This window comes from Bradyrhizobium sp. JR4.1, from assembly GCF_040548605.1.
In the GTDB taxonomy this organism is placed as follows: domain Bacteria; phylum Pseudomonadota; class Alphaproteobacteria; order Rhizobiales; family Xanthobacteraceae; genus Bradyrhizobium; species Bradyrhizobium canariense.
The window spans coordinates 229,626-255,326 of the sequence record NZ_JBEPRY010000003.1; the positions used below are offsets into that span (position 1 = coordinate 229,626).

Below are 25,701 nucleotides of genomic sequence, written 5' to 3' on the forward strand. Positions count from 1 at the left end.
TGCATGACCGACGCCACGCTGAAGGACACGTCGGCCCGCCGCCGCATCAGCCTCCCGGCGATCCCGGTCTCGGTCGCCATCGCGATCGGCTGGATCGTCGCGATGCTGGTGATCGCGGCCTACGCCGAGAAGATCGCCCCCTACGGCTATACCCAGCTCGACCTGCGCAATCGTCTCGCTAGCCCCGGCAATGTCGCGCACTGGCTCGGTACCGACGAGCTCGGCCGCGACGTGCTGTCGCGGCTGCTCGTCTCGATCCGCATCTCGCTCCTGATCGCGTTTGGCGCCACGGCGATCTCGGCCATCGTCGGCACCACGCTCGGTTTCCTCGCCGCGCATTTCCGCGGGCCCGTCGAGCAGCTGGTGCTGATGTTGTCCGACTTCCAGGCCAGCATGCCCTTCCTGATCATGGCGCTCGCGGTGCTGGCCTTCTTCGGCAATTCGCTGCCGCTCCTGATCGGCTTGATGGGATTTTTCGGCTGGGAGCGCTACGCCCGGATCGCGCGCGGCCTTGCCATTTCCGCCAATGCCCAAGGCTATGCGGCGGCGGTCCGGCAGCTCGGCGCGACGCCGGCGCGGATTTACCTCCGGCATATCCTGCCCAACATCGCCTCGACCCTGATCGTGTCGACCACGCTGGTCTTTCCCGAGGTGATCCTGATGGAGTCGGGCCTGTCGTTTCTCGGCCTCGGCGTGCAGCCGCCGATGACCAGCCTCGGCAACATGGTCGGCTACGGCCGCGAGTACCTGACCCGGGCACCCTGGATCATGCTGGCGCCGGCCACCACCATCGTGGTGACCACGCTGGCGGTCTCGGTGATCGGCGATTGGCTGCGAGACCGGCTCGATCCCGAGCTGCAATAGGACTTCAGCTCTCGTGTCCCGGACGCGCGAGGCGCGAGCCGGGACCCAGGAAGCCATAGCACGCGCTGCCAGATGGGCCCCGGCTCTGCAGCGCACCGTCGAAGAGACGCTGCGCTGCGTCCGGGGCAGGTGAGAGAGCCCGCGCCGGGAGCAGGGGAGCCCTGTCCGGCCCAAGTTCCCGTTGCGCGCGTTCCCCCCGTGCGCTATCCGGCCGGAAAGGCCTGAGGCGGCTTCGAAAATTTGCCCCGCCCGGCCAGCCAAACCCGAGGACGGAAACCGCCGTGCCAGCCTATCGCTCCCGCACCACCACCCACGGCCGCAACATGGCGGGCGCCCGCGGCCTCTGGCGCGCGACCGGCATGAAGGACGGCGATTTCGGCAAGCCGATCATCGCGGTGGTCAATTCCTTCACCCAGTTCGTGCCCGGCCACGTCCATCTCAAGGACCTCGGCCAGCTCGTCGCCCGCGAGATCGAGCAGGCCGGCGGCGTGGCGAAAGAGTTCAACACCATCGCGGTCGACGACGGCATCGCGATGGGCCATGACGGCATGCTCTACAGCCTGCCGTCGCGCGAACTGATCGCCGACAGCGTCGAGTACATGGTCAACGCCCATTGCGCCGACGGCATGGTCTGCATCTCCAATTGCGACAAGATCACGCCCGGCATGCTGATGGCGGCGCTGCGGCTCAACATCCCCGCGGTGTTCGTCTCGGGCGGACCGATGGAGGCCGGCAAGGTGACGCTGCAGGGCAAGACCAAGGCGGTCGACCTGATCGATGCCATGGTCGCAGCCGCCGACTCCAAGGTCAGCGACGAGGACGTCAAGGTGATCGAGCGCTCGGCATGCCCGACCTGCGGCTCGTGCTCGGGCATGTTCACCGCCAATTCGATGAACTGCCTCACGGAAGCCCTCGGCCTTGCGCTCCCCGGCAACGGCACGGTGGTCGCGACCCATGCCGATCGCAAGCGCCTGTTCGTCGAGGCCGGCCACACCATCGTCGACATCGTGCGCCGCCACTACGAGCAGGACGACGCCTCGGTGCTGCCGCGCAATGTCGCGAACTTCAAGGCGTTCGAGAACGCGATGACGCTCGACATCGCGATGGGCGGCTCGACCAACACGGTGCTGCATCTGCTCGCCGCGGCCCATGAAGGCGAGGTCGCGTTCACCATGCAGGACATCGACCGTCTCTCGCGGCGCGTGCCCGTGCTGTGCAAGGTCGCACCGTCGGTCGCCGACGTGCATGTCGAGGACGTGCATCGTGCCGGCGGCATCATGGGCATCCTGGGCGAGCTCGACCGCGCCGGTCTGATCGACACCTCGGTCTCGACCGTGCACGCGCCGACCATGAGCGATGCGCTGGAGCGCTGGGACATCAAGCGCTCGAAGAGCGAGTCCGTCCGCACCTTCTTCCGGGCTTCGCCAGGCGGCATCCCGACCCAAATCGCCTTCAGCCAGGAGCGTCGCTACGACGAGCTCGATACCGACCGCGAGAAGGGCGTCGTCCGCAACCTCGAGCACGCCTTCAGCAAGGACGGCGGTCTTGCGGTGCTCTACGGCAACCTCGCGCAGGACGGCTGCATCGTGAAGACCGCCGGCGTCGACGCCTCGATCCTGAAATTCTCCGGCCCCGCCCGCGTGTTCGAGAGCCAGGATGCGGCGGTGGAAGGCATTCTGGGCGGCAAGGTCGTTGCCGGCGAAGTCGTGGTCATCATCTATGAAGGCCCGCGCGGCGGCCCCGGCATGCAGGAGATGCTGTATCCGACCAGCTATCTGAAATCGATGGGGCTCGGCAAAGCCTGCGCGCTCGTCACCGACGGACGCTTCTCGGGCGGCTCGTCGGGCCTGTCGATCGGCCATCTGTCGCCGGAAGCGGCCGAAGGCGGCAACATCGGTCTGGTCAGGACCGGCGATCGCATCGCCATCGACATCCCGAACCGCAGCATCACGCTGGAGGTCTCCGACGAGGAGCTCGCCAGCCGCCGCGCCGCGGAAGAGGCGAAGGGCGATGCCGCCTGGCAGGCGATCGGCCGCAAGCGCAACGTCTCGACCGCGCTTCAGGCCTACGCCGCGCTCACCACCAGCGCCGCGCGCGGCGCGGTGCGCGAGGTGAAGCGTCGTCCGAAGTAGGAGCGTCTCGTGCGAGCGTGACCGCAAGCAGCACGCATGGTCAACAAGTTCTGAACGGCCGGCGAAAGCCGGCCGTTTGCATTAAGGATGCCCCGACGAACTTCGGCAACGCAAGGTTTTGCCGCGTATACTGATGCGACCTTCGCAAATCCATTTCGGGCAATTGGGGCACCACACTAATGTCTCGCACTCTCGCTGTCGTTTTCTCGACCGTCGTCGCTGCGATTTCCATGACCGGCGCGGCTTCCGCCGGCTGTTACAATTGCTACACACCCCCGCCGTGCACGACCTGTTACCAGCAGCAATACGTGCAGCCGCAATACCGCACCGTCGACGAGACCGTGATGGTGTCGCCCGGCGCCGTCGTGGCGCACCGCGCGCCGGCGCAGTACCGCACCGTGATGGTGCCGCAGACTGTGATGGTGGCGCCGCCGAGCGTCCAGTACGAGCGCATCCCGCCCCAATACGCCACGCGCCAGCGCGTCGAGATGGTCCAGCCGGGTTATTCTTATTACGCGCCAGTGCAGATGGGCTGCGCGTCCTGCGGGTACTGAGCCAACGCGGAGACGAAGAATTCAACGGCGCTCCTCAGAGGGCGCCGTTTTTCTTTGCAGCCGGCAAACCAGGTCCGGAAAGGGAGGCGACTCCAAACCGGACCTCAACCAGAGACGTCTTGGGAGATGCCGCCAGTGTCCGGGATTGCTGAGAAGCGCATACTAAGGGAACAGACTGACGCCGCCTGACAGGTTGGGTGTTTGGGGCAGGGCACCAACTTCGCGTTGCCACGCCCCGCCGACTACGTTAAGCGACAGCAATTCCGGGTTTGGAAGGGTGGCCGAGTGGTTTAAGGCACCGGTCTTGAAAACCGGCGTGCCCGCAAGGGTACCGTGGGTTCGAATCCCACCCCTTCCGCCAGTCAAGCCAAAAACTCAAATAAAATCAGACTTTGGCGGTTTTGGCTCACCAAAAGCTACTAACCAATACCGTAGCTTGCGCTTGGGGGAGCCAAGGGCTAATTACCTGGACGGAACAAATAGAGAACAATATGGTGCGTGTCGAATCTGCGGAGTAACGTGCATGCTGGCAACGAATCCACCCGAGGTTGTGCAAGGAACGACTCCATTGGCAGGTGCAAAATTTTTTGACGAAAGATCGGATCAATCGGAAACTAAAGCGAGGATTATTCAGAAATACTTTTACGCCTGGGCCAACGTGATCATACCGAGTGCAAAACTGCATGGAGGCAAGATTGCCTACATCGATCTTTATGCTGGACCCGGACGCTATAAGGACGGCGCTGCGTCAACGCCGCTCCTCGTGTTGGAGCACGCTATCGAAGATAAGAACATGTGCGACATGTTGGTGACTATCTTCAACGACGCGGATGGAAACCATACAGCGACGTTGCAAGGAGAAATCGACGCGCTGCCCGGCATAGAGAAGCTCAAATACAAGCCGACCGTGAATTGTGGCGAGATTGGTGCCGACGCCGAAAAGGAACTTTCCGAAACTCGATTGGTACCTTCCTTCACGTTCGTTGATCCGTTTGGCTATAAGGGGCTGTCGCTCAAAATCGTAAATGGCGTCATTAAAGATTGGGGATGCGATTGCGTCTTTTTCTTCAACTATGGACGCATCAATGCTGGTCTTTCGAACGACTTGGTCAAGAAACACATGGACGCTCTGTTCGGTGTCGAACGTGCAGATGATCTGCGCAAGAAGATCGAAGGAAAATCGCCTGACGAGCGTGAGACGCTAATCCTTGAAGAGCTATCACAGGCTATCAAAGGCATGGGTGGAAAATTCGTGCTGCCGTTTCGTTTCAAGCGTGGTGCGCGAACCTCGCATAGTTTGATCTTCGTATCGAAGCACTTTAAAGGCTACGAGATCATGAAAGGGATCATGGCAAGCGAAAGCTCGACTGATGATCAGGGCGTTGCTTCATTCACATACTCCCCGGCAGACGCTTCCACTCCTCTGTTGTTCTCGCTATTGCAACCGTTCGACAAGCTACTAGCGGATTTGCCCAAGGTGTTTGCAGGCGAGACGCTAACGATGCGCCAGATTTACGAAGATCATTCCGTTGATACCCCGTACACGGACAAGAACTACAAAGAGGCTCTTAGACAACTTGAAGCGTCAGGAGTGATCACGGCTGATCCACCAGCAGCGCAGCGACCCAAACGGGCGGGCTCCGTCACCTTCGCGGACCGCGTAAAGGTTACGTTCAACTAGGGATGTCGCAATGGCCACCAACTCACCAATCGAATGGACAGAAGCAACGTGGAATCCGGTGGCAGGGTGCACAATCCTGTCGCCGGGTTGCACCAATTGCTATGCGATGCGACTTGCTAGGCGATTGGAGGCCATGGGGCAACCAAAGTACGCGGGCACAACGCGCGTATCAGGTGGACGCGCCAAATGGAACGGCAAGATCGTTCTAGACGAAGCTGCCTTGAACATACCGCTGAAGTGGAAGACAACCAAAGTTATCTTCGTCAATTCAATGTCGGACTTGTTCCACGAGAACGTGCCGCTGGAATTCATCGGCAAGGTTTTTGATGTGATGCAACGTGCTCGACACCACACATTTCAAATTTTGACCAAACGAGCAGGACGGCTCGCTAGCATTGCGAACCAGCTGCCCTGGCCGAATAACGTCTGGATGGGCGTAAGCGTCGAAAACGACGAATATACCGATCGAATTGACCATCTGCGTTCGACACCGGCATTCATCAAGTTCTTGAGCCTCGAACCGTTGCTTGGCCCACTTGAGAACTTGGATCTTGAGGGCATCGACTGGGCTATTGCGGGCGGCGAAAGCGGTCCTGCCGCGCGCCCGATGGACCCTGATTGGGTACGATCGATTCGGGATCAATGCGTAGATGCGGGCGTTGCCTTTCACTTTAAGCAGTGGGGTGGAGTGCAAAAGAAGCAAACCGGCCGGGTGTTGGACGGGCGAACGTGGGATCAACTTCCAACTACGAAGGCATCCGTGATTTTGGCTTAAAGCTAAGTTTTCACGCCAAATGGTCAGTAGTGCTGGTGAGCGGTGAAAAATGTCGAACGGCTTCAGCGCAGATTACGGATGATGTTTCCGCCAGTCTACCCGGCGGCCGTCCATGGGTCGGACTTTCCCAATCAGGTAATCAGTGAACCAGACCTCCACTCCGCCCGCGCTCGACAAGCTGAAGCTCCGCATTCAGGCGTTGCGTTCCAAGACCATTGCCAATGGCTGCACTGAGGACGAGGCGCTGTCTGCGGCCGCCAAGGTCGCCGAGCTGCTCGATCGCCATGATCTGTCGCTCTCCGATGTCGAACTGCGCGCGTCGCCGTGCGAGCGGAGGGTCTACGAGACCCATCGCAAGAAGCGAATTCCGCTGGACGACTGCATCGGCGCGATCGCTCTTTTCTGCGATTGTCGGGTCTGGCGCGAGAAGAACGCGGCCGGCGAGAACAGTTATGTGTTCTTTGGCCTCGGCGCCGATATCGAGGTCGCGCATTATCTGGCTGAATTGATCGACGGCGCTGTGCGCGCCGAACTTGGACGCTTCAAGACTTCGCTCGACTACAGCAGGTTCCGGCACCAGCAGCGGCATCTCGCCAATGCCTCCTTCGCGCTCGGGATGGTGGCCTCAATCGCGGACAAGCTGGTAGCGATCAAGGCCGGTCGCGATCAGGTCAACGAAAGCACCGGCCGCGGGCTGGTGGTTCTCAAGACCTCGGTGGTCGATGCGGAGTTCGACAAGCTCGACCTGAAGATGCGGACCCAGCGCAGCACCAGCCGGATGGTATCGATGACAGCCTATGAAGCCGGCGGCGCCGCCGGTGCGTCGCTCGCCATCAATCCCGGGCTTGGCAAGTCCCTTGGCGGGTCGCAGTCAAGGACCGCTCCTAAAGGGAGCTGAACGCGTCGGGGGAGGGCGTGCAGCCTCACCATCATTGCAGTTCAGTCGATGGACTTCTCGAGCTTCTGGGCTGCGCGGAAGTCGTCCATATGCTGCAGGTTCGGCCCGTAGGCAGCCTCTTTGGTCAGCAGGTGGTAGATCCGGGCCACGACGGTTTGGAGATGTTTCATTCGTCCGCGCGGCATCGCCCGGGCCTTGCAAAGGGCTCGGACCGCATGCGCTCGGAAATAATCAAAAGCGTCTGACATCGCGGACTCAACGTCCCGCGCAATGATTGGTTCTTGGATTGGTTCTTGGATTGGTTCTTGTTCGCGCGTCCCAAAACGCCGCCAGGGACGCCCGCGCGTTCAGGAACCTGGCCCTCGCTGGCCTGTTGTTCGCACTCTGGTCCAGCCACGGAGGGCGCCCTTGGAAAGTACGATCATCGGAGAATTCGACACGCGCCGCGGCGCCGAGCTTGCGGTTGAGCATGTCGTGCAGGAATGCGGCGTGCCGCGAAGCGACGTCTTCGTCCAGGCCGCCGGTGGCGCGAACACGTCGGGGACACGCACCGCCGGTCCTGACGCCAAGGCCGCGCCTGCGCCGGAGGGGCACCAGAAGCTGGAAGGTCCAATCGAGGTCTCCGTGGACTTTCACGGCGATGCGCCCGAGAAGATTGCGGACGCCTTGAAAGGCGCAGGTGCAAAGACTGTCCGAACCAAGTAGCGGCGAGGGGAGACTGTGGCGCCGGAATCCGCACACGCCGAACGGTCAGCCTGGTTCTGGTTGGGGAACCCCTTCCGCGTTCAGCGCGTTTCAACGCGAACGCAAATTGCGAGGCCTCCCTGCTTCAGAGCTCATCGACCCTGATCCCCGGCGACACCGTCTGGCGGCGGTGCGAGGCGCGGCGTGTGGCGGTTCTCAACGATGCTGCCGCTTATTTCGCGGCCCTGCGGGAGGCCCTGCTGCAGGCGCAGGACCTCGTTTATATCGTCGGTTGGGATATCCATAGTGAGACCATGCTGGTCGGCGAGTCCGGGCGAGCGGACGACGGCTTGCCGGAACAGCTCGGCCCGTTCCTGCGCGCGCTGGTCCAGCGACGTCCCACCTTGCGCATCAACATTCTCATCTGGGACTTTGTCTCGTTCTACGCTTCCGAGAGGGAATGGAATTCCGCGGCGAAATTCACCGCCGAGACCGATGGCCGCGTCCGGTTTTATCTTGATTCCACACTTCCATTTGGGTCGGCCCAACACCAGAAGATCGTCTGTGTCGACGGTTCGCTGGCGTTCGTCGGCGGGCTCGATCTGACGATCAGGCGCTGGGACACGAGTGACCATCGCGCCGATCACGCGTCGCGCTGTGATCCCCAGGGCAAGCCATACCTGCCGTTTCATGATGTTCAATGCCTGGTCGACGGGGATGCGGCGGCGTGGCTGTTCGACCTCGCGGAGGAACGCTGGCGCGCGGCAGGCCAACAGATTGACGACCGGCGCCCGCTGAAAAGCTTGCGCTGGCCGGCGAATGTTCCGGTCGAGGCTGAGCATATGCCGGTGGGCATTGCCAGGACCGAGGTGGTTTGTCCGACAGGTTCGACGCTCCGGGAGGTCGAACGCTCGTTGATCGCAGCGATCCGGTCCGCGACGAACTTCGTGTACATCGAGAACCAGTTCACCAGCGCCACCAAGATCGCGCGCGAATTGGTGGAGCAGATGCAGCGCGTGCCTTCGCTTCGGATTCTGGTCGTCACTCCGAAACTGCATTCCTCGTGGCTGGAATCCCAGGCCATGCAGAACGGCCGCGGCGCCTTCATCGACTGCTTCAGTTCGGCCGGCGTCGCCGATCGCATCCGCTTCGTCTACCCGGTGTCGGGGAACGGGGATACGGAAGCGGCCGTGATGGTGCACAGCAAGCTCATGATCGTCGACGATCGGATCTTGAGGATCGGTTCGGCCAATCTAAACAATCGATCGATGGGCGCCGACAGCGAATGTGACCTGATCTTTGAAGCCGCCTCAGACGAGCATCGGAATTTCATCGGCTCGGTCCGCCGTCGCCTGATCGCCCATTTCTGCGGTCTCGATGAACAGACCGTCGCGCAAAACGACGATCGTCTTTTTGCGCTCCTGGACGACGTCTCAAGAGAAAGTGCGACGAAGGCGCTGCGGGACGTGGAATCTTCGGTGCTGACCAGCGCTCTGGCGACGATGGTTCAGCCCGTGGCGGACCCCGAGCGGCCTCTACATCTGGAGCGCGCGGCATCGCGCATGTGGAGCACGAAGACAATCATCGGGATCGTCTCGATAGCCGTGGCGCTTTTTGGACTGGCGATGGCCTGGTCGTACACGTCGTTGAGCGATTTCGCCGACGCGGGTCGGATGTCGACGCTTCTGTCTGCCTATTCGCAGTCCGTCTGGGGGCCGCCATTCGCGATAGCGGCTTTCGTCGTCGGCGGGTTGGTCGTGTTTCCGGTTCTCGTGCTCATCGCGGCAACTGCAGCCGCACTCGGACCATGGCTCGGCTTCGTCACCGCCATGACGGGCGTCGTGCTCAGCGCCTTTGTCCTGTTTGCGATCGGGCGGGCACTCGGCCGCGAGCGCCTCCAGCGTTTGCTCGGACGACGTACCGCGCGCATCCAGGAGCGTGTTGTCGGCAAGGGCATTCTGGCCGTCGTCGTCATCCGGATGATTCCGATCGCACCGTTCTCGGTGGTGAATGTCGTGGCTGGCGCCAGCACGCTGCCTCTGCGTGACTTCCTGGTCGGAACGCTGCTCGGAATGACGCCCGGCATTCTCGCCATGGCAGTTTTGGGGGCTCAGATCGCTGATCTCGCCAGGAATGCGTCCTGGACCAACATATTGCTGCTCGCACTGGCGTTCCTGGGCTGGCTCGCGATCTGCGCAGGCGCGCAATTCGTCGCGACGTGGCTCGCCGGGAGGCGCTGATGCGCTTCATGACGTGGAATGTGCATGGCACCTTCAATCTCAATCCGAAATTCGATCTCGAGGGGATCTGTTCCATCATTCGCAAATGGGCTCCCGATGTCGTCGCGCTTCAGGAGGTGGATTCGCGATCGCGATCTGACGATCCGTTTGCGAAGCTGGCGAGTGTCGTCGGCGATCACCGTGTTCACGCCAAGTCGATCGTCACGGCGGATGGCGAATACGGCCAGACGCTCCTGAGCCGCTTCCCATTCTCCGGCCCGCCCGAGATCGTCGACGTGTCGTATCGTGAGCGCGAGCCGCGCCGGGCGATCGCGGCGGGACTGCTGACGCCGGTCGGCGATGTCCGCGTGGTGGCCACGCATCTCGGCTTGAGCATCCACGAGCGCCATGCGCAGGCTCACGCGCTGGTGAGCCTGATGAAGCCCGGAAGGACCGTCGTCCTCGGGGATTTCAACGATTGGTTCTGGATCAAATCGGTGCGGCGCGTGCTCGCGCAGGCCTGCCCGAACCGTACGCGGCTGCGAACTTTCCCGTCGCATTTGCCCCTGCTGCGGCTTGACCGGATCTATGCGACCTCCGACAGCCCGATCGGGAAGGTTTGGACCGACCAAGGGGCGCGGGCTTACTCAGACCATTTGCCCGTTATTGCAGACATCGAGATCGCCGGCGGGTCAAACGCGTCTTAAGCGCGATAAAAAAGTTCTTTCTGCAGAAGGACTTGGCTACTGTGCATGGGGTTGTTTTCGCACATTTATGCAGTCGGCCCACGCTGCCGCCCGGCGGGACCAAGGGGAACCCTTTCCCGACCCCTGCGTTATCTGGCCATGACGGAAGACATTTCCTACCGGCGCAAGCCCTTGACCCCCGAACAGCGGCAGGCGCGCGATGCGACACGCCGTATCGAAGCCGAAAAAGCCATGCGCGATCATGAAGCGGCGCAGAAGGCGTTTTATGCCAACAAGGAGCGGCTGAGGGCCGAACGGTTGGCACGTGAACAGACGGAAGCCAAGGGCTGAGCGCACGCGGTCGCCCCGTCGAAAATGTCTTTGCCCGCGAGCGCCGGCCTCAGTGCCGGTGAGGGACGCGCGTCACGCTCAACGCCTGCTTGAGCGCCTGAACGGCGGTTGCGAAAGATCTGCGAGGCGATTGCGCCTCGATCGCTTCGGCTGCGACGCGACAATCGTCGGCGACCTTGAGCAACCCGCTTCGCGCCAGGTCCATGGTGGAGAGGGCTGCCTGCTCAAGGCAGACCCGTTCAAGCCGTCGAAACTCCCGCAGTTCTTTGTTCATGCGTCAGCTCTCGATGTCTCCGGGCCATGGGGCGCTGAGTCTGCTTAATCAATGGTAAACATCTCTGCCTAGCCGGGTTGGCTGGCGTAGAGCTGGTGGGTGACCTGCACACCCCCGGTCTGGGCACGCCCAGCGGGCTTGACGGCGTTTGGCTTCCGCCGGAAGCTTCCAACGATCCAGATTTGAACCACGGAGACGTTCGCTTCCAGCCAGTCCGACCCCGATCAGCGAAAACCGAAATGGAGCTGACCATGACCACGTTCGACAAGCGCGAGCAGGGCTTCGAGGCCCAATTCGTCCACGACGAGGAACTCATGTTCAAGGCCACGGCCCGGTCCAACAAGCTGCTCGGGCTCTGGGCCGCCACTCAGCTCGGCCTCAGCGGCGATGCCGCGGCCAGCTACGCGACGGCGTTGGTGACGGACCATCTGGAGAACCAGTCGATGGACGACGTCGTGGGCAAAGTCTCGGCCGATCTTGCCGCCAGGGGCGTATCGCGCGAACAGGTCGCAGCCAAGCTTCAGGAATGCTTGCACCAGGCGTTGCAGCAACTCGAAGCGGACAAGTAAAAGCAAGGCGGCCGTCGACGGCCAGGATCGGGAGGCGGGTGGTGGCTTGCGGACTATCTTGCGGAGTATCTAGCAGCAGCTTCGGCAAATGGCCCGGCGCGATCGCGCTCGCTGCTGCAATCCTGGTCGGCTGCGGCGGCGCTGAGGTATCGGCCACACCGCTGACGCCATTTCGCTACGAGGCGCAGGCGCAGCGTCATTGCCCGCACGACCGGGTCGTCTGGCTCGATTTCAGCAAAGGTGTCTACTACGGCAAAAGCCAGAAGCGGTACGGCCAGGGTTTTACCGGCAGCTTCGTCTGCTTGAGCGAAGCCCGCGACAGCCTCTATCGGCGTTCGCTGCTTGGACTGCGGTAAGCGTATTTTTCGTGCTGGGTGCTCAGGCGAAGGCCAATGCCACGAGGCTGGAGCACAGCAAGACCAAACCGCCGGCGGTCAATGCCAGGAAGCCATCGGATACGAGGTCATGGTTGCGCATGGGACACCTGCCGCTCTCGTCTGCGATGCTCGATCGGATCGACTAAAAATGTCCGAACGCGCCGTCTTGAAAGGGTGATGCTTGCCGTCCGCGCGAGTGCCTCAGGCCCTCGTGCGGTAACCTTCAAACGCATGGGCCAGGAAGATCCCCGCGCTTACCAAACCCATCAGTGCCGAAACCGTCTCGATCATCGTCTCATTCCATTCCGCCCTGCACGCGAGAAAACGCGGGCGGCCTTGCACAGTCAAAAGAATTCCAGTGAGCGGCGCGACAATGGGGGTGGAGTGAGGATTTGGCGCAACAGAATGTCCATGCCGGGCACAGAGCAGGGCGCCCGCGCCCCGTAGTTCAACGGGGCGAAAGCAAACGCCCCGTTTACCATCCCGGCGGGATCGCTGTGGGCTCCCCATTTCCGCCGTGTTCGGGTTGCGTTATCGTTACCACTTCCGACGCGGTGGTGGGCCGCCTCGGAGCAAAGGACCGGACAGCGCTGCCCGTAGTCAAAGCGGGTTAGGTACGCCTCCGGCAAAGTGGTATTTGGGGCGAATGGGGATCCGACGGTCAGATTCGGTTTTGCGGGCCGCGCGCGCTGTTGCGGCGGTCGCGACCTGCCTTGCGCTCGCCAATTGCGCATCCTCCAACAAATTCGCCAGCCGGGTCGATCCGAAATACGGCGTGTCCTCGAGCCCCCGGGTCGTGGCTTTGGGTGATCCTGTCCCGAAGGGCGGCGGCGCCTACCGCGTCGGCAAGCCCTATGTGGTGGGTGGCCGGACCTATGTGCCCGAAGAGGACGTCAACTACCGCGCCGAGGGAATGGCGTCCTGGTACGGCGACGATTTCCACGGCCGCCTGACCGCCAATGGCGAAGTGTTCGACATGGGGTCGCTGACCGCGGCGCATCCGACCCTGCCGATGCCGTCCTATGCGCGGGTGACCAACGTCTCGAACGGCAAGTCGCTGATCGTCCGCGTCAATGACCGCGGGCCCTATCACGGCAACCGGCTCATCGACGTCTCGAACAAGGCCGCCGAACTGCTTGAATTCAAAGGCAATGGCATCGCCAAGGTCCGCGTCGAATATGTCGGCCGGGCGCCGCTGGAAGGCTCCGACGACCGCCAGCTGATGGCGACCTTGCGCACCGGAACCCCGGCGCCGTCGCCCTCGATGATCCGTGTCGCCTCGGCGAGGCCGTTCGTGCCGGAGCTGCCATCGTCGAACCGCGGTGCCATGCGCGGCGAAGTTCCGACGCCGGAGGGACGGCCCTACAATCTCGGCAACACCTCCGCCGACATGGCTTCACTCAATGCGACCTCGGAAATGTCGGCCTCGAGCCGCAACCGGGGCCGGGCGCTCCAGAACGCGCGCGCCGTGTCCTATGACGGGGACGGCCGCTACGCGACCGAGAGCGCTCCGTCCGGCGCCTACGCCTCCGACGGCGCTGCCGAGGCCCGCGGCATCCTGAGCGGCCGCGGCCTCTACTAGGCCGCGCTTTCCTTCAAGAACCCCACCAGCGCCGCATTCACCTCGTCGGGCCGCTCCTGCTGGACCCAATGGCCGGCGCCCTCGATGATCAGCTTTCGCTTCAGATTGGGCAGCACGCGCTCGAGCTCGTTGACGCGCTTGGCTCCGATCAGGCCGGTGATGACGGCGTCTTTCGAACCGGCGATGAAGAGCGAGGGCTGGTGGATCTGCGCATCCTGCCAGGGCGCCGTCAGCTCCCAATTGCGGTCGAGGTTGCGATACCAGTTCAACCCGCCACGAAAACCGGACTTGCGGAAGGTTTCGGTGAAATAGGCAAGGTCAGTCTCGCTGAGCCACGCCGGCAGAGGCTCCTCCGGGTTGCCGTGGCCGAGGAATCCCTTGCCCTCCTGCACGAACATGGCTGCGGAGGGATCGGCAAGGCCGCGCCCGCCGAGCACGATGCGCATGGTGCGCGCGACGTCACGCTCGAACTCGGCTTCGGCAACGCCGGGCGCCTCGAAATACTGCCAATAGAAATTGGTGATGCCGCCCTGGCGCAGGAGGTCAAGCGGCTTGCCGCGGCCGCGGAACGGCGGCGGCACGCTCAGGCCGGCGACCGCCGTGAAGATGTCGGGCCGGAACAGCGCCGCGTGCCAGGCCACCGGTGCCCCCCAGTCGTGGCCGACCACCATGGCCTTGGTCTCGCCAAGCGCCTGCACGAGGCCGACGATATCGCCGACCGTGTCGAAGATCGAATAGGCCGTCGCGTCCGGCGGCGCTGAGCTCTGGCCATAGCCGCGCATGTCGGGAGCGACGACGCGAAATCCGGCCTGCGCCAGCGCCGGGATCTGGTGGCGCCAGGAATAGGAGAGTTCCGGCCAGCCGTGGCACAGCACCACCAGCGGACCCTGACCGGCTTCACGGATGAACAGATCGATGCCGTTGGCCTTGATCACGCGGGTGGAGGACATCGCTTTTCCGCCTTGTTTCAGGGGTTTGGTCAGAAAATCTGAGGTGCCACGATAGGGGCGGGACGAGAATCGTGCAATCTCGGGACAAGCGGCCACCCCGTGTTGTTCGCACCGGTCCCAACTGTTAGAACGCCGCTCTCAGGGCTTGGCCATGGAATTTCGTCTTTCCTCGTTTGGGCGCACCCGGTTCACCGCCGGAGCGCTGGCGCGTGGGTTGATCGCGACGGCGGTGGTCGCGACCATCGGCTGGGGCGGGGCGCTCTACGCGGCCAACCAGAGCGTCCAGGGCGCCAAGAAAACAGATGATTCCGGCTTCGACGGCGACGCCCCGACTGCGATCCTGATCGAGGCCTCCAGCGGCAGCGTGCTGTTCGAGAAGAACGCCGACGAACTGCGCGCGCCCTCCAGCATGATGAAGCTGATGACCGCGGAGGTCGTCTTCAACGCCATCAAGAAGGGCGACATCAAGCTGACCGACGAATACCGGATTAGCGAGAACGCCTGGCGCAGGGGCGGCGCACCCTCCGGCGGCTCGACCATGTTCGCCGCGATCAATAGCAAGGTCACGGTCGACGATCTCCTGCACGGGGCGATCATCCAGAGCGGCAACGACGCCTGCATTGCGCTGGCCGAAGCCATGGCGGGCAACGAACGGATTTTCGCCGCCGACTTCATGACCAAGCGCGCCCGTGAGCTTGGCCTGACGAAATCGACCTTCGGCAATTCCAACGGCCTGCCGGACCCCGCCAACAAGATGACGGTGCGCGAGCTCGGCGTCCTCGCCCGGCACATCATTCTCGACTTCCCCGAATTCTACAAACTGTTCGGCGAGAAGGAATACACCTGGAACAAGATCCGCCAGCCCAACCGCAATCCGCTGCTCAATTCCATGGAAGGCGCCGACGGTCTGAAGACCGGTTACACCAAGGAAGGTGGCTACGGCATGGTCGGCTCGGCGGTGCAGAACGGCACGCGGCTGATCGTCGTCGTCAACGGGCTGGAAGACCCCGAAGATCGCGCCACCGAAGCCAAGAAGATGCTGGAATGGGGTTTTCGCAATTTCGAGACCCGCACCCTGATCGCGGCCGATCAGCCCGTCGGCTACGCCAAGGTGTTCGGCGGCGAGAGCCGCTCGGTGAAACTGGTCGCCAAGACGCCCGTGAAGGTGATGGTGCACAAGAACGGCACCGACAAGCTGATTGCGCGCGTCGTCTATAGCGGTCCCGTGCGCGCGCCGGTCGAGGCGGGGCAGAAGGTCGGGCTGGTCAGGGTCTGGCGCAGCGGCAACATCGCGGTGGAGACGCCGGTCTATGCCGCTGACGCGATCGGCACCGGCTCGACCGTACGGCGTGCAATCGACGGCGCCAGCGAGCTCGTGATCGGCATGTTCCGTGCGGGCGCCGAGAAGCTCTGATCATGACTGAAAGCGCGGTCAAGTGGCCGTCCGGACGCGGGCGTTTCGTCACCTTTGAAGGCGGCGAGGGCACGGGCAAGTCGACCCAGATCAAGAAGCTCGCCGACCGTCTCAAGGCGGCCAGGATGCGCATCCTTGTCACGCGCGAGCCGGGCGGCTCGCCGGGCGCCGAGATCATGCGGCATCTGGTGCTGTCAGGCATGGGCAAGCTGCTCGGACCCGAGGCCGAGACGCTGCTGTTCGCGGCGGCCCGCGACGACCATGTCCGCACCGTGATCCAGCCTGCGCTCAACCAGGGCACCTGGGTGCTCTGCGACCGCTTCGCCGATTCGACGCGGGCCTATCAGGGCAGCCTCGGCCAGGTGCCGGCGGCGCTGATCAACGCGATGCAGCGGGTCACGATCGGCGATCTCAAACCGGACCTCACCATCATTCTGGACCTGCCGGTCGAGATCGGCTTGCAGCGCGCGGCCGCTCGCCGCGGCAGCGGCACGCCAGACAGGTTCGAGGCCGAGAAGCTCGGTTTCCATCAGGGCCTGCGCGAGGCCTATCGCAAGATCGCAGCGGACGATCCTGCGCGCTGCGTGCTGATCGACGCCAATTCTGACCCCGACACGGTTGCCGGGCGCGTCTGGACCGCGCTGCGCGATCGCCTGCTTCCGACGCCGGCATCGGTGGTGTCCATATGAGCCCGCGTCAGACCGAGCGCGAAACTGCCATGTCTCATCCGCGCGAGACGAGCGTTCTGTTCGGCCATCGCGAGGCCGAGGCCGCGCTGCTCGCCGCCTATCGCAGCGGGCGCATCCCGCATGCCTGGCTGATTGGCGGGCCGCAAGGCATCGGCAAGGCGACGCTGGCATATCGGATGGCGCGCTTCGTGCTCGCTCACGGCCAGCCGCTGGCGCCCTCCGTGCAACGCGCCGAAGACATCGCCATCAATCCTGACGACGCCGTGGCGCGGCAGGTTGCGGCAAGCTCGCATGGTGGCCTGCTGACGCTGGAGCGCACCGCCAATGATCGCGGCGTGATGCGCACCGTGATCACCGTGGACGAGACGCGCGAGACGATCGGATTCTTCGGCTCGACCGCAGCGGCCGAAGGCTGGCGTGTCTGCATCGTCGACACCGTCGACGAGCTCAATCCGAATGCCGCCAACGCGCTGCTGAAAATTCTCGAGGAGCCGCCGCAGCAATCGCTGTTCCTGCTGGTGAGCCACGCGCCGGCGCGTGTGCTCGCCACAATCCAGTCGCGCTGCCGCAAGCTGCGCCTGCGCGCGCTCGCAACCGACGACGTGATTGCTGCAGCCGCAACAGCTGCCGATCTCGACCCGAATGATCCGGCGTTGCGCGAGGCGGCGGAGGCGTCCGAGGGCAGCGTCGCGCGGGCGCTGACGCTGCTCGGCGGTGACGCCCTGAAGCTCCAGCAGCGCACGGCCGCGCTGCTGGCGCGACTGCCGCAGGTCGATCCGCGCGAATTGCACACGCTCGGCGAATCGCTCGGCACCAGTGACCGCGTTGCGCTTGCCGCCTTCATCGATGGCATCGATCGCTGGATCGCGGAACGCCTGCACGCCGACGAGGCCAATGCCAACCAGAATCTGCCGCGCCTTGCGCGCCTAGCTGAGGTATGGGAAAAGATCGTCCGCGCCGCGCGTGACACCGAAACCTACAATCTGGAGCGAAAGCCCTTGGTTTTCTCGGTGTTCGGCTGGCTGGCGGACGCAACGCGCTAGAGCATGATCCGGGAAAGTGTGCAGCGGTTTTCCGATGGGATCATGCTCAAGACAATAAACTAACGCAGGTTGGTTTCCAGATTTCGAGAAGCCGGTAAAGGAATTCGTCGTGGCAGCGCGAGCTAAGAAAACCGCTAAGGGCAAGAGCAGCAAGAGGAAGGCTGCGAAGAAGGCCGACAAGAGAGCCGCGAAGAAGGCTGTGAAGGCGCGCGCGCGCAAAGCTGCCAAGAAGGTCAAGAAAGCTACGAAAACCAAAAAGACGGCCGCCAAGAAAACCGGGAAGAAGAGCGCCGCGAAGACGGCAAAGAAGGCAGCGAAGAAGCAGGTCGTTGCCAAGAAGACGGTGAAGACAGCGACCAAAAAGCCAGCCAAGGCTTCGGCGAAGAAAGCGGTCAAGAACGCAAGGGTGGCTGCGCCCGCCGTGACATCCACACCAGCTCCTGTCGCCATGCCGGCGAAGGCTGTGAAGGCCGATGTATCGAAGGCCAAAGCCCCGCGCGCACCGAAGTCCGTCGCAGCCCCGCAGGCCACCACGCCCGTGGCCGTCCCCGCGCGCGACAACGTCTTCTACATCACGACCGCGATCGCCTATCCCAATGGCAGCCCGCATATCGGCCACGCCTACGAGGCGATCGCGACCGATACGTTGGCGCGGTTCGCGCGACTCGACGGCAAGGATGTGTTCTTCCTCACCGGCACCGACGAGCACGGCCAGAAGATGGTTCAGACCGCGGCCAGCGAAAAAATGTCCGTCTCGGAGCTCGCGGCCCGCAATGCCGGCCGTTTCAAGCAAATGGACGAGCGCCTGAACGTCTCGTTCGACCGCTTCATCCGCACCACCGAGGAGCAGCATCACCGCTCCAGTCAGGAGATATGGCGGCGCATGGAAGCGAACGGGGATATCTATGCCGACATCTATGCCGGCTGGTATTCCGTGCGCGATGAAGCCTATTACGCGGAGGACGAGACGCGCCTGAACGACGACGGCGTGCGGCTCGGGCCGCAGGGCACGCCGGTCGAATGGGTCGAGGAGAAGAGCTACTTCTTCCGCCTGTCGGCCTATCAGGACAGGCTGCTCAAGCTGTACGAGACGCAGCCCAATTTCATCGGCCCCGACTCCCGCAAGAACGAGGTGGTGAGCTTCGTCAAGGGCGGCCTGCGCGATCTGTCGATCTCGCGCACGACGTTCGACTGGGGCGTCAAGGTGCCCGGCGACGAAGAGCACGTGATGTATGTCTGGGTCGACGCGCTCACCAACTACATCACTGGCGTCGGTTTCCCCGACGAGAGCGACAAGAACTGGCGTTATTGGCCTGCCGACGTGCACATCATCGGCAAGGACATCATCCGCTTCCATGCGGTGTACTGGCCGGCTTTCCTGCTGTCGGCCGGGATCCCGCTTCCGAAGCGGGTCTATGCCCACGGCTTCCTGTTCAGCAGGGGCGAGAAGATGTCGAAGTCCGTCGGCAACGTGGTCGATCCCTTCAACCTCGCCGACCAGTACGGCGTCGACCAGATGCGCTATTTCTTTCTGCGTGAGGTGCCGTTCGGCCAGGACGGCAACTACAATCACGAGGCCATCGTCGCGCGCATCAATGCGGATCTCGCCAACGATCTCGGCAACCTCGCGCAGCGCTCGCTGTCGATGATCGCCAAGCAGCTCGGCGGCGTGCTGCCGGAGCCCGGCGAACTCAGCGACAACGACAAGGCGATCCTGTCACAAGCTGACGGCATGCTCGCGGCGTCTCGCGAAGCGATGGCGACGCAGCAAATCCATCACTGGCTCAATGCTGTGTGGGCCGTGGTCGCCGAAGCCAACCGCTATTTCGCGGGCGAAGCGCCGTGGGCGCTCGCCAAGACCGATCCTGTCAGGCAGAGGACGGTGCTCTATGTCACCGCCGAAGTCGTGCGCCAGATCGCAATCCTGGCCCAGCCGGCGATGCCGACGGCCTCGGGATTGCTGCTGAACAGCCTTGGTATCCCCGAAGGGGAGCGCAACTTCGCCGCGCTCGGCGGTGCAACGCGCATCGCGCCCGGTACGACGCTGCCCGCGCCGACGCCGGCCTTCCCGCGCTACATCGAGCCCGCGGCGTAAGGCGCTCACACCATGCTGGTCGACAGCCACTGCCACCTGGATTTTCCGGACTTTGCGGAAGATCTCGACGGGATCGTGTCGCGCGCGCGAGCGGCCGGCATCGGCCGCATGGTTACGATCTCGACGCGGGTGAAAAAATTGAACCAGCTTTTGGCCATCGCCGAGCGCTATGACGACGTCTATTGCTCGGTCGGCACCCATCCGCATAACGCGGATGAGGAAGACGGCATCGCGCCGGACGAGCTGATCGCACTGACGCAGCACCCCAAGGTCGTCGCGCTCGGCGAAGCCGGGCTCGATTATTTCTACGACAACGGCTCGCCGGAGGCGCAGGCGAGGGGCTTTCGTGCCCACATCGCCGCCGCCCGCGCCACCGGCCTGCCGTTGGTGATCCACACCCGCGAGGCGGACCAGGATTGCGGCCGGATCCTGGAAGAGGAGACGGCAAAGGGATCGTTTCGCGCCGTGTTGCATTGTTACACCGGCGGGCGCGAACTGGCGCTGAAGGCGGTCTCGCTCGGGCTCTATATCGGCTTCACGGGCATCCTGACCTTCAAGAAGTCCGAAGCCTTGCGCGCGCTTGCGGCCGAACTGCCGTCCGACCGTATTCTGGTTGAAACGGACTCGCCCTACCTTGCGCCGGGCAAGTTCCGGGGCAAGCGCAACGAACCGGCCTATGTGGTCGAAGTCGCAAAAGTGCTGGCCGAAACACGTGGCGTGTCGTTTGACGAGATCTCGCGCCAGACAAGCGATAACTTCTTTCGCCTGTTCTCCAGGGTGAAAGTTTAGAACTGGGGGCCGCATGACGCTGACGCTGACGATCCTGGGCTGCGGCTCTTCCGCCGGTGTACCGCGCCCGGCACTCGGCTGGGGTGCCTGCGATCCCAACAACACCAAGAACCGCCGCCGCCGCTGTTCGCTGCTGGTCGAGCAGACGTCGGGCGAGGGCACCACGCGTATCGTGATCGACACCTCGCCGGACCTGCGCGAGCAATTGCTCTCGACCAATGTCGACCACATCGATGCAGTGTTCCTGACCCACGAGCACGCCGATCAGACCCATGGCATGGACGATCTGCGTTCGGTGGTGATGCACATGCGCCGGCGGATTCCGACGTATCTCAACCAGACGACTGCGAACGACATCATGTCGCGGTTCTCCTATTGCTTCGTCTCGCCGGCGGGCAGCGATTACCCGCCGATCCTGACGGCGCAGTCGATCGAGGCTGGTGAAAGCCAGACCATCCAGGGGAAGGGCGGCCCGGTGACGATGACCGCCTTCCTGGTGCAGCATGGCAACATTCCTGCGCTGGGCTATCGCATCGGCGATGCCGCCTACACACCCGACCTCAACGACATCCCGCGCGAGAGCTGGGGCGCCCTGGAAAATCTGGATCTCTGGATCGTCGATGGCCTGCGCTACACCAGCCATGTCAGCCATTTCAGCATCAACGACGCGTTGTCCTGGATCGAGCGCTTCAAGCCGAAGCGCGCCGTCATCACCAACATGACGGCCGACGTCGATTATGAGGTGATCCGGCAGTCGCTGCCGGCGGGAGTGGTGCCCGCGTATGACGGGCTGCGGCTCGAGACCCGCTGAACCTGCGGTGGAAATTCCGGCGAGAGCCGGCATACTCCTTGCTTGCGCTGGCCCCATCATGTTGATCTAACGTCTGAAAGACAGGGCGCTGGGCAGGGGCGATATTCATGCAGGACCGGCGCGCGACGTGCGATCGCCGGGACCGTCTGAATCGCCTCGTGTGAGGATGGGGATCGCGTTGGCAGGGGACGATGTCACGAGCCGGGGACCGGTGCGACGCGCGCTGGATCTCCTTTATCTCGGTGCGGGCTACGCCGCCGGCGCCTTCATGGTTGCGATCTTTGCAATCATGATGATCATGTCGATCGGGCGCCAGTTTGCGGTCAACATTCCCGCCGGCGATGATTTCGCCTCCTGGTGCATGGCCGCGATGGCATTCCTCGGCCTCGCTCACACCTTCAAGCGCGGCGAGATGATCCGGGTCGGCCTGCTGCTGGAGCGTTTGCATGGGCGCTCCAAACAGGTTGCGGAGGTCGTGGCCCTCGGCATTGCCGCTGCTTTCATCCTCTATTTCACCCGGCATGCCGTGCAGATGACCTACGATTCCTGGCGCTTCAACGACGTGGCGCAGGGCGTCGTCGCGCTTCCGCTCTGGATTCCGCAGCTCGGGTTTTCCGGCGGACTCGTGATCCTGTCGATCGCGCTCATTGATGAAATGGTCAGTGTCGTCAGCGGCAACCGGCCGAGCTACGAGAAGGGCTCGCCGGACGAGACCCCGGACGAATTCATCGAACGGATCTCGCAGGGCGGCGGAGGTTGACGATGGCCAATCTCGGCATGATCGAACTGTCGTTTATTCTGCTCGGCGTCATGATCGTGCTGCTGGGAAGCGGGATCTGGATCGCGGTCTCGCTCGGGCTCGTAGGCTTCGTAGCGATGGCGCTGACCACGAGCCTGCCGCTCGGCTCGGTGCTTGCGACCACGACATGGAGCGCAAGCTCGTCATGGACGCTCGCCGCGCTGCCGCTGTTCATCTGGATGGGCGAGATCCTCTTCCGCACTAAATTATCCGAGGAGATGTTTCGAGGCCTGTCGCCCTGGGTGCAGTGGCTGCCGGGGCGTCTGACCCATGTCAACGTGATCGGCTGCGGCATCTTCGCGGCGGTGTCGGGCTCATCGGCGGCGACCTGTGCAACCATCGGCAAGATCGCGCTGCCCGAACTGGACAAGCGCGGTTACGACAAGGGCCTCAGTCTCGGCTCGCTCGCTGGCTCCGGCACGCTCGGCCTGCTGATCCCGCCGTCGATCCCGATGGTGGTCTATGCGGTCACGGCGAATGTCTCCGTGCTTCAGGTCTTCCTCGGCGGCTTTCTGCCCGGCGTGCTCGTGATGGTGCTCTATTCCGGCTACATCATCATCTGGTCGCTGCTGAATCCGAAGAAGATTCCGCCGCGCGATCCCCCGATGCCGTTCCGCCAGAAGCTGCAAGAATCCGCCAAGCTCGCCCCATGTCTGCTTCTGATCCTGGCGGTCTTCCTCTCGCTCGTGCTCGGCTTTGCGACGGCGACCGAATGCGCCGCCTGGGGCGTTTCGGGCGCGCTGCTGCTGGCGTGGTGGAGCCGCACGCTCACGCGCAAGAACTTCCTCGAGAGCATCATGAGCGCGACGCGCCTGACCTGCATGATCATGCTGATCCTTGCGGGCGCTGCCTACACGACCGCAGCGATGGCCTATACGGGCATTCCCGCAGCGCTCGCCACCTGGGTCCAGGGCCAGCAGCTCACGCCGGGCATGCTCGCGCTGTATCTGAGCATCATGTACATCATCCTGGGATGCCTGATCGACGGCATCTCGATGATCGTTCTGACCGCCGTGATCGTGTTGCCGATGGTCAAGCAGGCCGGTCTCGACCTGGTCTGGTTCGGCGTCTATCTCATCATCCACGTCGAGATGGCGCAGATCACGCCGCCGGTCGGTTTCAATCTGTTCGTGCTCCAGAACATGAGCGGGCGTGATACCTTGACCGTCGCGCGGGCGGCGTTCCCGTTCTTCGTGCTGCTGCTCGCGGCCGTGTTCATCATCACGGAATATCCGCAGATCGTGATGTTCTTGCCCAAGCTCGCTTTCCCAGACTGAGCGTACCGTTTGAATTGACTGTGAGGAGAAGCCCGATGATGTCTCGTTTATTCCGCGCATCCCTGATCGCCGGCGCCGTGCTGGCCGCGACACCCGCTTTGGCTCAGACCAAATGGAATCTGCCGGCGGCATATCCGGCCGACAATCCGCACTCCGAGAATCTCGTTGCTTTCGCCAAGGACGTCGAAGCCGCCACGTCCGGCAAGCTCCAGATCACGGTTCATCCGGGCGCCTCACTGTTCAAGGCGCCCGACATCAAGCGCGCGGTGATGACCGGGCAGGCGCAGATGGGCGAAGTCTTGCTGTCGATCCACGAGAACGAGGATCCGGTATTCGGGGTCGACGTCGTGCCGTTTCTGGCGACCAGCTTCCCGGATGCCATGAAGCTGTACCAGGCGTCGAAGCCCCTGATTACCAAGAAGCTGGAGGCGCAGGGGCTCAAGCTCCTGTTTGTCGTGCCGTGGGCGCCGCAGGGCGTCTATGTCAACAAGCCGCTTGCGACCATCGAAGACATGAAGGGCCTGAAATGGCGGGCTTATAACGTTGGAACTGCGCGCATCGGCGAGCTGGTCGGCGCGCAGTCCGTCACCATCCAGGCCGCCGAGCTGCCGCAGGCACTTGCGACCGGCGTCGTGAACTCCTTCATGTCGTCAGGCGGCACGGGCTACGATGCGAAGGCATGGGAGTCGCTGAAGTACTTCTATGACGTGCAAGCCTGGATCCCGAAGGACTACACCTTCGTCAACAAGGCTGCGTTCGAGGCGCTCGACAAACCCACCCAGGAGGCCATCCTCAAGGCCGCCGCGACCGCGGAAACCCGCGGCTGGAAGGCTTGGCAGGACAAGAGCACCTGGTACATCGATCAGCTCAAGGCCAAGGGCATGACGGTCGAGCCGCCGAGCCCGGCCCTGAAGGCCGGCTTCCAGAAGATCGGCGAACAGCTCACCGCCGACTGGCTCAAGAAGGCGGGAGCCGACGGCCAGGCCTTGGTTGACGCCTACAAGAAGATGTGAGGGCAGGAATATCTTCCGTTCGCTTTCGTGACGCGAGCGGAAGGCCTCTCCCGTATCAGCGGCCATTGACCACCAGGCAAGATCACCAGCCGTAACGCAGCACGGCCTTGCTGGTGGGAGCGCACCGGGGAGCCGAGCCGAAAACCTCGCACCGGCGACACGGCCGCTGCGTTCCTGGATATGGTCATCCGGGATTAAGCTTTGCGGACCAGTCGCCAGCGTCCTGGCGTGGCACCCGTTGCTGCTGAGAACGCTCTGGTAAAATGGCTCTGATCCGCGAAGCCGCATTTGATGGCGATTTCCGTGAGCGATAGCGGCGAGCTTGCCAGCAGGCTCTTGCTTTGCTCGATACGCTGATTCATCAACCATCGATGCGGCGGTGTTCCCGTGCTGACTCTGAATGCTCGGGCGAAGTGGGCGGCTGACACGCCACACTCAGCGGCAATTCGGGCCAACGCGATCTCGCCATCGAGATTTGCGCGAAGGAGTGCCTTCGCCGTCCGAAGTTGCCATGGCGCCAATCCGCTGCGGTGAGAGCGATTGCGAGGTTGGCCGACGGCATAGGTCTTGAGAAAATGCGTGTTGAGCGCCATCGCGACGTGGCCCACGAAAAGCTCGTTGGCCTCATGCGGTCTTTCGAGCGCCGGCAGAAGGCAAGCACCCAGATGAGCCATGACTGGATCCAGAAAGTTCGCGCCCGCGACAACGTCATATTCGACGCGACCAAGATCAAGCTGGCTCGCCAATTCATTTAGCGTGCCGTGCGGTAGATACAGGTAGAGAAAGTCAAAGGGATCGCGGAAGTGAACGACCGTTTCACATCGCAGATCGTAGATGCTCGTCTCGTCTTTCAAGGCGCCCTTGAGCGCATATCGGCCATCCAGCCACGACTCCGCTCTCTGATGCTGCAGCCGAAGGCAAAGTGCGAAGGCCTCGTCCGGAGGCGAGGGCAGCGTCGGATCGCCGACCGGTCCGGAATACGCCATCCGCACCGCGGCGAACGTTCCTTTTTGTAGCGACTTGACGAGGCCCGAGCTCGGCTCGCTGATCATTGGAAATAGCTTCGCAAGCCGGTCGCCGTAGAGGCCATCATCGGTCATGATGTGTCTCCACTGCGCGGCCGAACACGACCGACCCACTCTGCGTTCGGTTTTGAGGCCCTTGCCTGATTTCCT

26 protein-coding genes and 1 tRNA gene are annotated in these 25,701 nt (G+C 63.1%); 23 read left to right on the plus strand and 4 right to left on the minus strand.

Going from position 1 to position 25,701, the window contains the following annotated elements:
• The first annotated feature begins 3 nt into the window (after positions 1 to 3).
• The 7 genes from ABIB90_RS09595 (at position 4) to ABIB90_RS09625 (ending at position 6,904) form a co-directional block, all read left to right on the plus strand.
• Positions 4 to 864 (plus strand): ABC transporter permease, encoded by an 861-nt coding sequence (locus ABIB90_RS09595; RefSeq protein WP_354160768.1) that lies wholly within the window; start codon positions 4 to 6, stop codon positions 862 to 864.
• Between the two features lie 281 nt (positions 865 to 1,145).
• The gene (gene ilvD, locus ABIB90_RS09600; RefSeq protein ID WP_354160766.1) at positions 1,146 to 2,996 is read left to right on the plus strand and encodes a dihydroxy-acid dehydratase; all 1,851 of its coding nucleotides are present in this window, start codon (positions 1,146 to 1,148) and stop codon (positions 2,994 to 2,996) included.
• 230 nt (positions 2,997 to 3,226) lie between these two features.
• Positions 3,227 to 3,550, plus strand: a complete 324-nt coding sequence (locus tag ABIB90_RS09605; protein ID WP_354160959.1) for a hypothetical protein — start codon at positions 3,227 to 3,229, stop codon at positions 3,548 to 3,550.
• Between the two features lie 271 nt (positions 3,551 to 3,821).
• Positions 3,822 to 3,911 (plus strand) — tRNA-Ser (locus ABIB90_RS09610).
• A gap of 162 nt (positions 3,912 to 4,073) precedes the next feature.
• Positions 4,074 to 5,231: a three-Cys-motif partner protein TcmP gene (locus ABIB90_RS09615; protein ID WP_354160764.1), complete on the plus strand. Its 1,158-nt coding sequence runs from the start codon at positions 4,074 to 4,076 to the stop codon at positions 5,229 to 5,231.
• Positions 5,232 to 5,241: 10 nt separating this feature from the next.
• Positions 5,242 to 6,006, plus strand: coding sequence for a DUF5131 family protein (locus ABIB90_RS09620; RefSeq protein WP_354200661.1), 765 nt, complete (start codon positions 5,242 to 5,244; stop codon positions 6,004 to 6,006).
• A 142-nt stretch (positions 6,007 to 6,148) separates the two neighbouring features.
• Complete coding sequence (locus tag ABIB90_RS09625; protein ID WP_354160760.1) at positions 6,149 to 6,904, plus strand: DUF7168 domain-containing protein; 756 nt, start codon at positions 6,149 to 6,151, stop codon at positions 6,902 to 6,904.
• Between the two features lie 41 nt (positions 6,905 to 6,945).
• Here ABIB90_RS09625 and ABIB90_RS09630 read toward each other — a convergent pair whose 3' ends face one another.
• On the minus strand, positions 6,946 to 7,152 hold the full coding sequence (locus ABIB90_RS09630) for a hypothetical protein (RefSeq protein WP_007591053.1): 207 nt from the start codon (positions 7,150 to 7,152) through the stop codon (positions 6,946 to 6,948).
• Between the two features lie 160 nt (positions 7,153 to 7,312).
• Here ABIB90_RS09630 and ABIB90_RS09635 point away from each other — a divergent pair, with 160 nt between their 5' ends.
• The 4 genes from ABIB90_RS09635 to ABIB90_RS09650 all read left to right on the plus strand — a co-directional run bounded on the left by ABIB90_RS09635 (position 7,313) and on the right by ABIB90_RS09650 (position 10,844).
• The gene (locus ABIB90_RS09635; protein ID WP_354160758.1) at positions 7,313 to 7,609 is read left to right on the plus strand and encodes a hypothetical protein; all 297 of its coding nucleotides are present in this window, start codon (positions 7,313 to 7,315) and stop codon (positions 7,607 to 7,609) included.
• Positions 7,610 to 7,794: 185 nt separating this feature from the next.
• On the plus strand, positions 7,795 to 9,828 hold the full coding sequence (locus tag ABIB90_RS09640) for a VTT domain-containing protein (protein ID WP_354160756.1): 2,034 nt from the start codon (positions 7,795 to 7,797) through the stop codon (positions 9,826 to 9,828).
• Positions 9,828 to 10,514: an endonuclease/exonuclease/phosphatase family protein gene (locus ABIB90_RS09645; RefSeq protein WP_354160754.1), complete on the plus strand. Its 687-nt coding sequence runs from the start codon at positions 9,828 to 9,830 to the stop codon at positions 10,512 to 10,514. The genes ABIB90_RS09640 and ABIB90_RS09645 overlap by 1 nt, the downstream gene beginning before the upstream one ends.
• 138 nt (positions 10,515 to 10,652) lie before the next feature.
• On the plus strand, positions 10,653 to 10,844 hold the full coding sequence (locus ABIB90_RS09650) for a hypothetical protein (protein WP_007591059.1): 192 nt from the start codon (positions 10,653 to 10,655) through the stop codon (positions 10,842 to 10,844).
• Between the two features lie 49 nt (positions 10,845 to 10,893).
• On the opposite strand, the gene ABIB90_RS09655 is transcribed toward ABIB90_RS09650, so the two are convergent.
• Positions 10,894 to 11,118 carry a hypothetical protein gene (locus tag ABIB90_RS09655; RefSeq protein ID WP_007591061.1) on the minus strand — a complete coding sequence of 75 codons (225 nt, stop codon included), beginning with the start codon at positions 11,116 to 11,118 and terminating at the stop codon, positions 10,894 to 10,896.
• Positions 11,119 to 11,369: 251 nt separating this feature from the next.
• Between ABIB90_RS09655 and ABIB90_RS09660 the strand changes: the two genes are divergently transcribed.
• From ABIB90_RS09660 to ABIB90_RS09670, 3 genes are all read left to right on the plus strand, one after another.
• Positions 11,370 to 11,687, plus strand: a complete 318-nt coding sequence (locus tag ABIB90_RS09660) for a DUF1476 domain-containing protein (RefSeq protein ID WP_354160751.1) — start codon at positions 11,370 to 11,372, stop codon at positions 11,685 to 11,687.
• A gap of 41 nt (positions 11,688 to 11,728) precedes the next feature.
• Positions 11,729 to 12,043, plus strand: coding sequence for a hypothetical protein (locus ABIB90_RS09665; protein WP_219684317.1), 315 nt, complete (start codon positions 11,729 to 11,731; stop codon positions 12,041 to 12,043).
• A 667-nt stretch (positions 12,044 to 12,710) separates the two neighbouring features.
• Positions 12,711 to 13,646, plus strand: coding sequence for a septal ring lytic transglycosylase RlpA family protein (locus ABIB90_RS09670; RefSeq protein WP_354160749.1), 936 nt, complete (start codon positions 12,711 to 12,713; stop codon positions 13,644 to 13,646).
• On the opposite strand, the gene ABIB90_RS09675 is transcribed toward ABIB90_RS09670, so the two are convergent.
• A complete protein-coding gene (locus tag ABIB90_RS09675) occupies positions 13,643 to 14,596 on the minus strand; it encodes an alpha/beta fold hydrolase (protein ID WP_354160747.1) in 954 nt (317 codons plus the stop codon). The genes ABIB90_RS09670 and ABIB90_RS09675 overlap by 4 nt on opposite strands.
• A 151-nt stretch (positions 14,597 to 14,747) precedes the next feature.
• Here ABIB90_RS09675 and ABIB90_RS09680 point away from each other — a divergent pair, with 151 nt between their 5' ends.
• From ABIB90_RS09680 to ABIB90_RS09720, 9 genes are all read left to right on the plus strand, one after another.
• Complete coding sequence (locus ABIB90_RS09680; RefSeq protein ID WP_354160745.1) at positions 14,748 to 16,010, plus strand: D-alanyl-D-alanine carboxypeptidase family protein; 1,263 nt, start codon at positions 14,748 to 14,750, stop codon at positions 16,008 to 16,010.
• Positions 16,011 to 16,012: 2 nt separating this feature from the next.
• A complete protein-coding gene (tmk, locus tag ABIB90_RS09685; RefSeq protein WP_354160743.1) occupies positions 16,013 to 16,699 on the plus strand; it encodes a dTMP kinase in 687 nt (228 codons plus the stop codon).
• A complete protein-coding gene (locus tag ABIB90_RS09690) occupies positions 16,696 to 17,742 on the plus strand; it encodes a DNA polymerase III subunit delta' (RefSeq protein ID WP_354160741.1) in 1,047 nt (348 codons plus the stop codon). Before tmk ends, ABIB90_RS09690 begins: the two co-directional genes overlap by 4 nt.
• 109 nt (positions 17,743 to 17,851) lie before the next feature.
• Positions 17,852 to 19,837 carry a methionine--tRNA ligase gene (gene metG / locus ABIB90_RS09695; RefSeq protein WP_354160739.1) on the plus strand — a complete coding sequence of 662 codons (1,986 nt, stop codon included), beginning with the start codon at positions 17,852 to 17,854 and terminating at the stop codon, positions 19,835 to 19,837.
• Positions 19,838 to 19,849: 12 nt separating this feature from the next.
• Positions 19,850 to 20,626, plus strand: a complete 777-nt coding sequence (locus ABIB90_RS09700) for a TatD family hydrolase (RefSeq protein WP_354160737.1) — start codon at positions 19,850 to 19,852, stop codon at positions 20,624 to 20,626.
• A gap of 13 nt (positions 20,627 to 20,639) precedes the next feature.
• The gene (locus ABIB90_RS09705) at positions 20,640 to 21,437 is read left to right on the plus strand and encodes an MBL fold metallo-hydrolase (RefSeq protein WP_354160735.1); all 798 of its coding nucleotides are present in this window, start codon (positions 20,640 to 20,642) and stop codon (positions 21,435 to 21,437) included.
• Between the two features lie 166 nt (positions 21,438 to 21,603).
• Complete coding sequence (locus ABIB90_RS09710) at positions 21,604 to 22,197, plus strand: TRAP transporter small permease (protein ID WP_007591089.1); 594 nt, start codon at positions 21,604 to 21,606, stop codon at positions 22,195 to 22,197.
• 2 nt (positions 22,198 to 22,199) lie between these two features.
• Positions 22,200 to 23,513 carry a TRAP transporter large permease gene (locus ABIB90_RS09715; protein ID WP_354160733.1) on the plus strand — a complete coding sequence of 438 codons (1,314 nt, stop codon included), beginning with the start codon at positions 22,200 to 22,202 and terminating at the stop codon, positions 23,511 to 23,513.
• A gap of 35 nt (positions 23,514 to 23,548) precedes the next feature.
• Positions 23,549 to 24,526: a TRAP transporter substrate-binding protein gene (locus ABIB90_RS09720; protein WP_354160732.1), complete on the plus strand. Its 978-nt coding sequence runs from the start codon at positions 23,549 to 23,551 to the stop codon at positions 24,524 to 24,526.
• A 194-nt stretch (positions 24,527 to 24,720) separates the two neighbouring features.
• Here the strand turns inward: ABIB90_RS09720 and ABIB90_RS09725 are convergent, their stop codons facing one another.
• Positions 24,721 to 25,626 carry an AraC family transcriptional regulator gene (locus tag ABIB90_RS09725; RefSeq protein WP_354128237.1) on the minus strand — a complete coding sequence of 302 codons (906 nt, stop codon included), beginning with the start codon at positions 25,624 to 25,626 and terminating at the stop codon, positions 24,721 to 24,723.
• Between the last annotated feature and the right edge of the window lie 75 nt (positions 25,627 to 25,701).

What these genes read in the sequence shown, in the direction of transcription:
- ABIB90_RS09595 (WP_354160768.1), top strand. Translation starts at nt 4, where the DNA reads ATGACCGACGCCACGCTGAAGGACACGTCGGCCCGCCGCCGCATCAGC.
- ABIB90_RS09605 (WP_354160959.1), top strand. Translation starts at nt 3,227, where the DNA reads ATGACCGGCGCGGCTTCCGCCGGCTGTTACAATTGCTACACACCCCCG.
- ABIB90_RS09615 (WP_354160764.1), top strand. Translation starts at nt 4,074, where the DNA reads ATGCTGGCAACGAATCCACCCGAGGTTGTGCAAGGAACGACTCCATTG.
- ABIB90_RS09620 (WP_354200661.1), top strand. Translation starts at nt 5,242, where the DNA reads ATGGCCACCAACTCACCAATCGAATGGACAGAAGCAACGTGGAATCCG.
- ABIB90_RS09630 (WP_007591053.1), bottom strand. Translation starts at nt 7,152, where the DNA reads ATGTCAGACGCTTTTGATTATTTCCGAGCGCATGCGGTCCGAGCCCTT.
- ABIB90_RS09645 (WP_354160754.1), top strand. Translation starts at nt 9,828, where the DNA reads ATGCGCTTCATGACGTGGAATGTGCATGGCACCTTCAATCTCAATCCG.
- ABIB90_RS09650 (WP_007591059.1), top strand. Translation starts at nt 10,653, where the DNA reads ATGACGGAAGACATTTCCTACCGGCGCAAGCCCTTGACCCCCGAACAG.
- ABIB90_RS09655 (WP_007591061.1), bottom strand. Translation starts at nt 11,118, where the DNA reads ATGAACAAAGAACTGCGGGAGTTTCGACGGCTTGAACGGGTCTGCCTT.
- ABIB90_RS09660 (WP_354160751.1), top strand. Translation starts at nt 11,370, where the DNA reads ATGACCACGTTCGACAAGCGCGAGCAGGGCTTCGAGGCCCAATTCGTC.
- ABIB90_RS09670 (WP_354160749.1), top strand. Translation starts at nt 12,711, where the DNA reads ATGGGGATCCGACGGTCAGATTCGGTTTTGCGGGCCGCGCGCGCTGTT.
- ABIB90_RS09675 (WP_354160747.1), bottom strand. Translation starts at nt 14,596, where the DNA reads ATGTCCTCCACCCGCGTGATCAAGGCCAACGGCATCGATCTGTTCATC.
- ABIB90_RS09680 (WP_354160745.1), top strand. Translation starts at nt 14,748, where the DNA reads ATGGAATTTCGTCTTTCCTCGTTTGGGCGCACCCGGTTCACCGCCGGA.
- tmk (WP_354160743.1), top strand. Translation starts at nt 16,013, where the DNA reads ATGACTGAAAGCGCGGTCAAGTGGCCGTCCGGACGCGGGCGTTTCGTC.
- ABIB90_RS09690 (WP_354160741.1), top strand. Translation starts at nt 16,696, where the DNA reads ATGAGCCCGCGTCAGACCGAGCGCGAAACTGCCATGTCTCATCCGCGC.
- ABIB90_RS09700 (WP_354160737.1), top strand. Translation starts at nt 19,850, where the DNA reads ATGCTGGTCGACAGCCACTGCCACCTGGATTTTCCGGACTTTGCGGAA.
- ABIB90_RS09705 (WP_354160735.1), top strand. Translation starts at nt 20,640, where the DNA reads ATGACGCTGACGCTGACGATCCTGGGCTGCGGCTCTTCCGCCGGTGTA.
- ABIB90_RS09710 (WP_007591089.1), top strand. Translation starts at nt 21,604, where the DNA reads ATGGGGATCGCGTTGGCAGGGGACGATGTCACGAGCCGGGGACCGGTG.
- ABIB90_RS09715 (WP_354160733.1), top strand. Translation starts at nt 22,200, where the DNA reads ATGGCCAATCTCGGCATGATCGAACTGTCGTTTATTCTGCTCGGCGTC.
- ABIB90_RS09720 (WP_354160732.1), top strand. Translation starts at nt 23,549, where the DNA reads ATGATGTCTCGTTTATTCCGCGCATCCCTGATCGCCGGCGCCGTGCTG.
- ABIB90_RS09725 (WP_354128237.1), bottom strand. Translation starts at nt 25,626, where the DNA reads ATGACCGATGATGGCCTCTACGGCGACCGGCTTGCGAAGCTATTTCCA.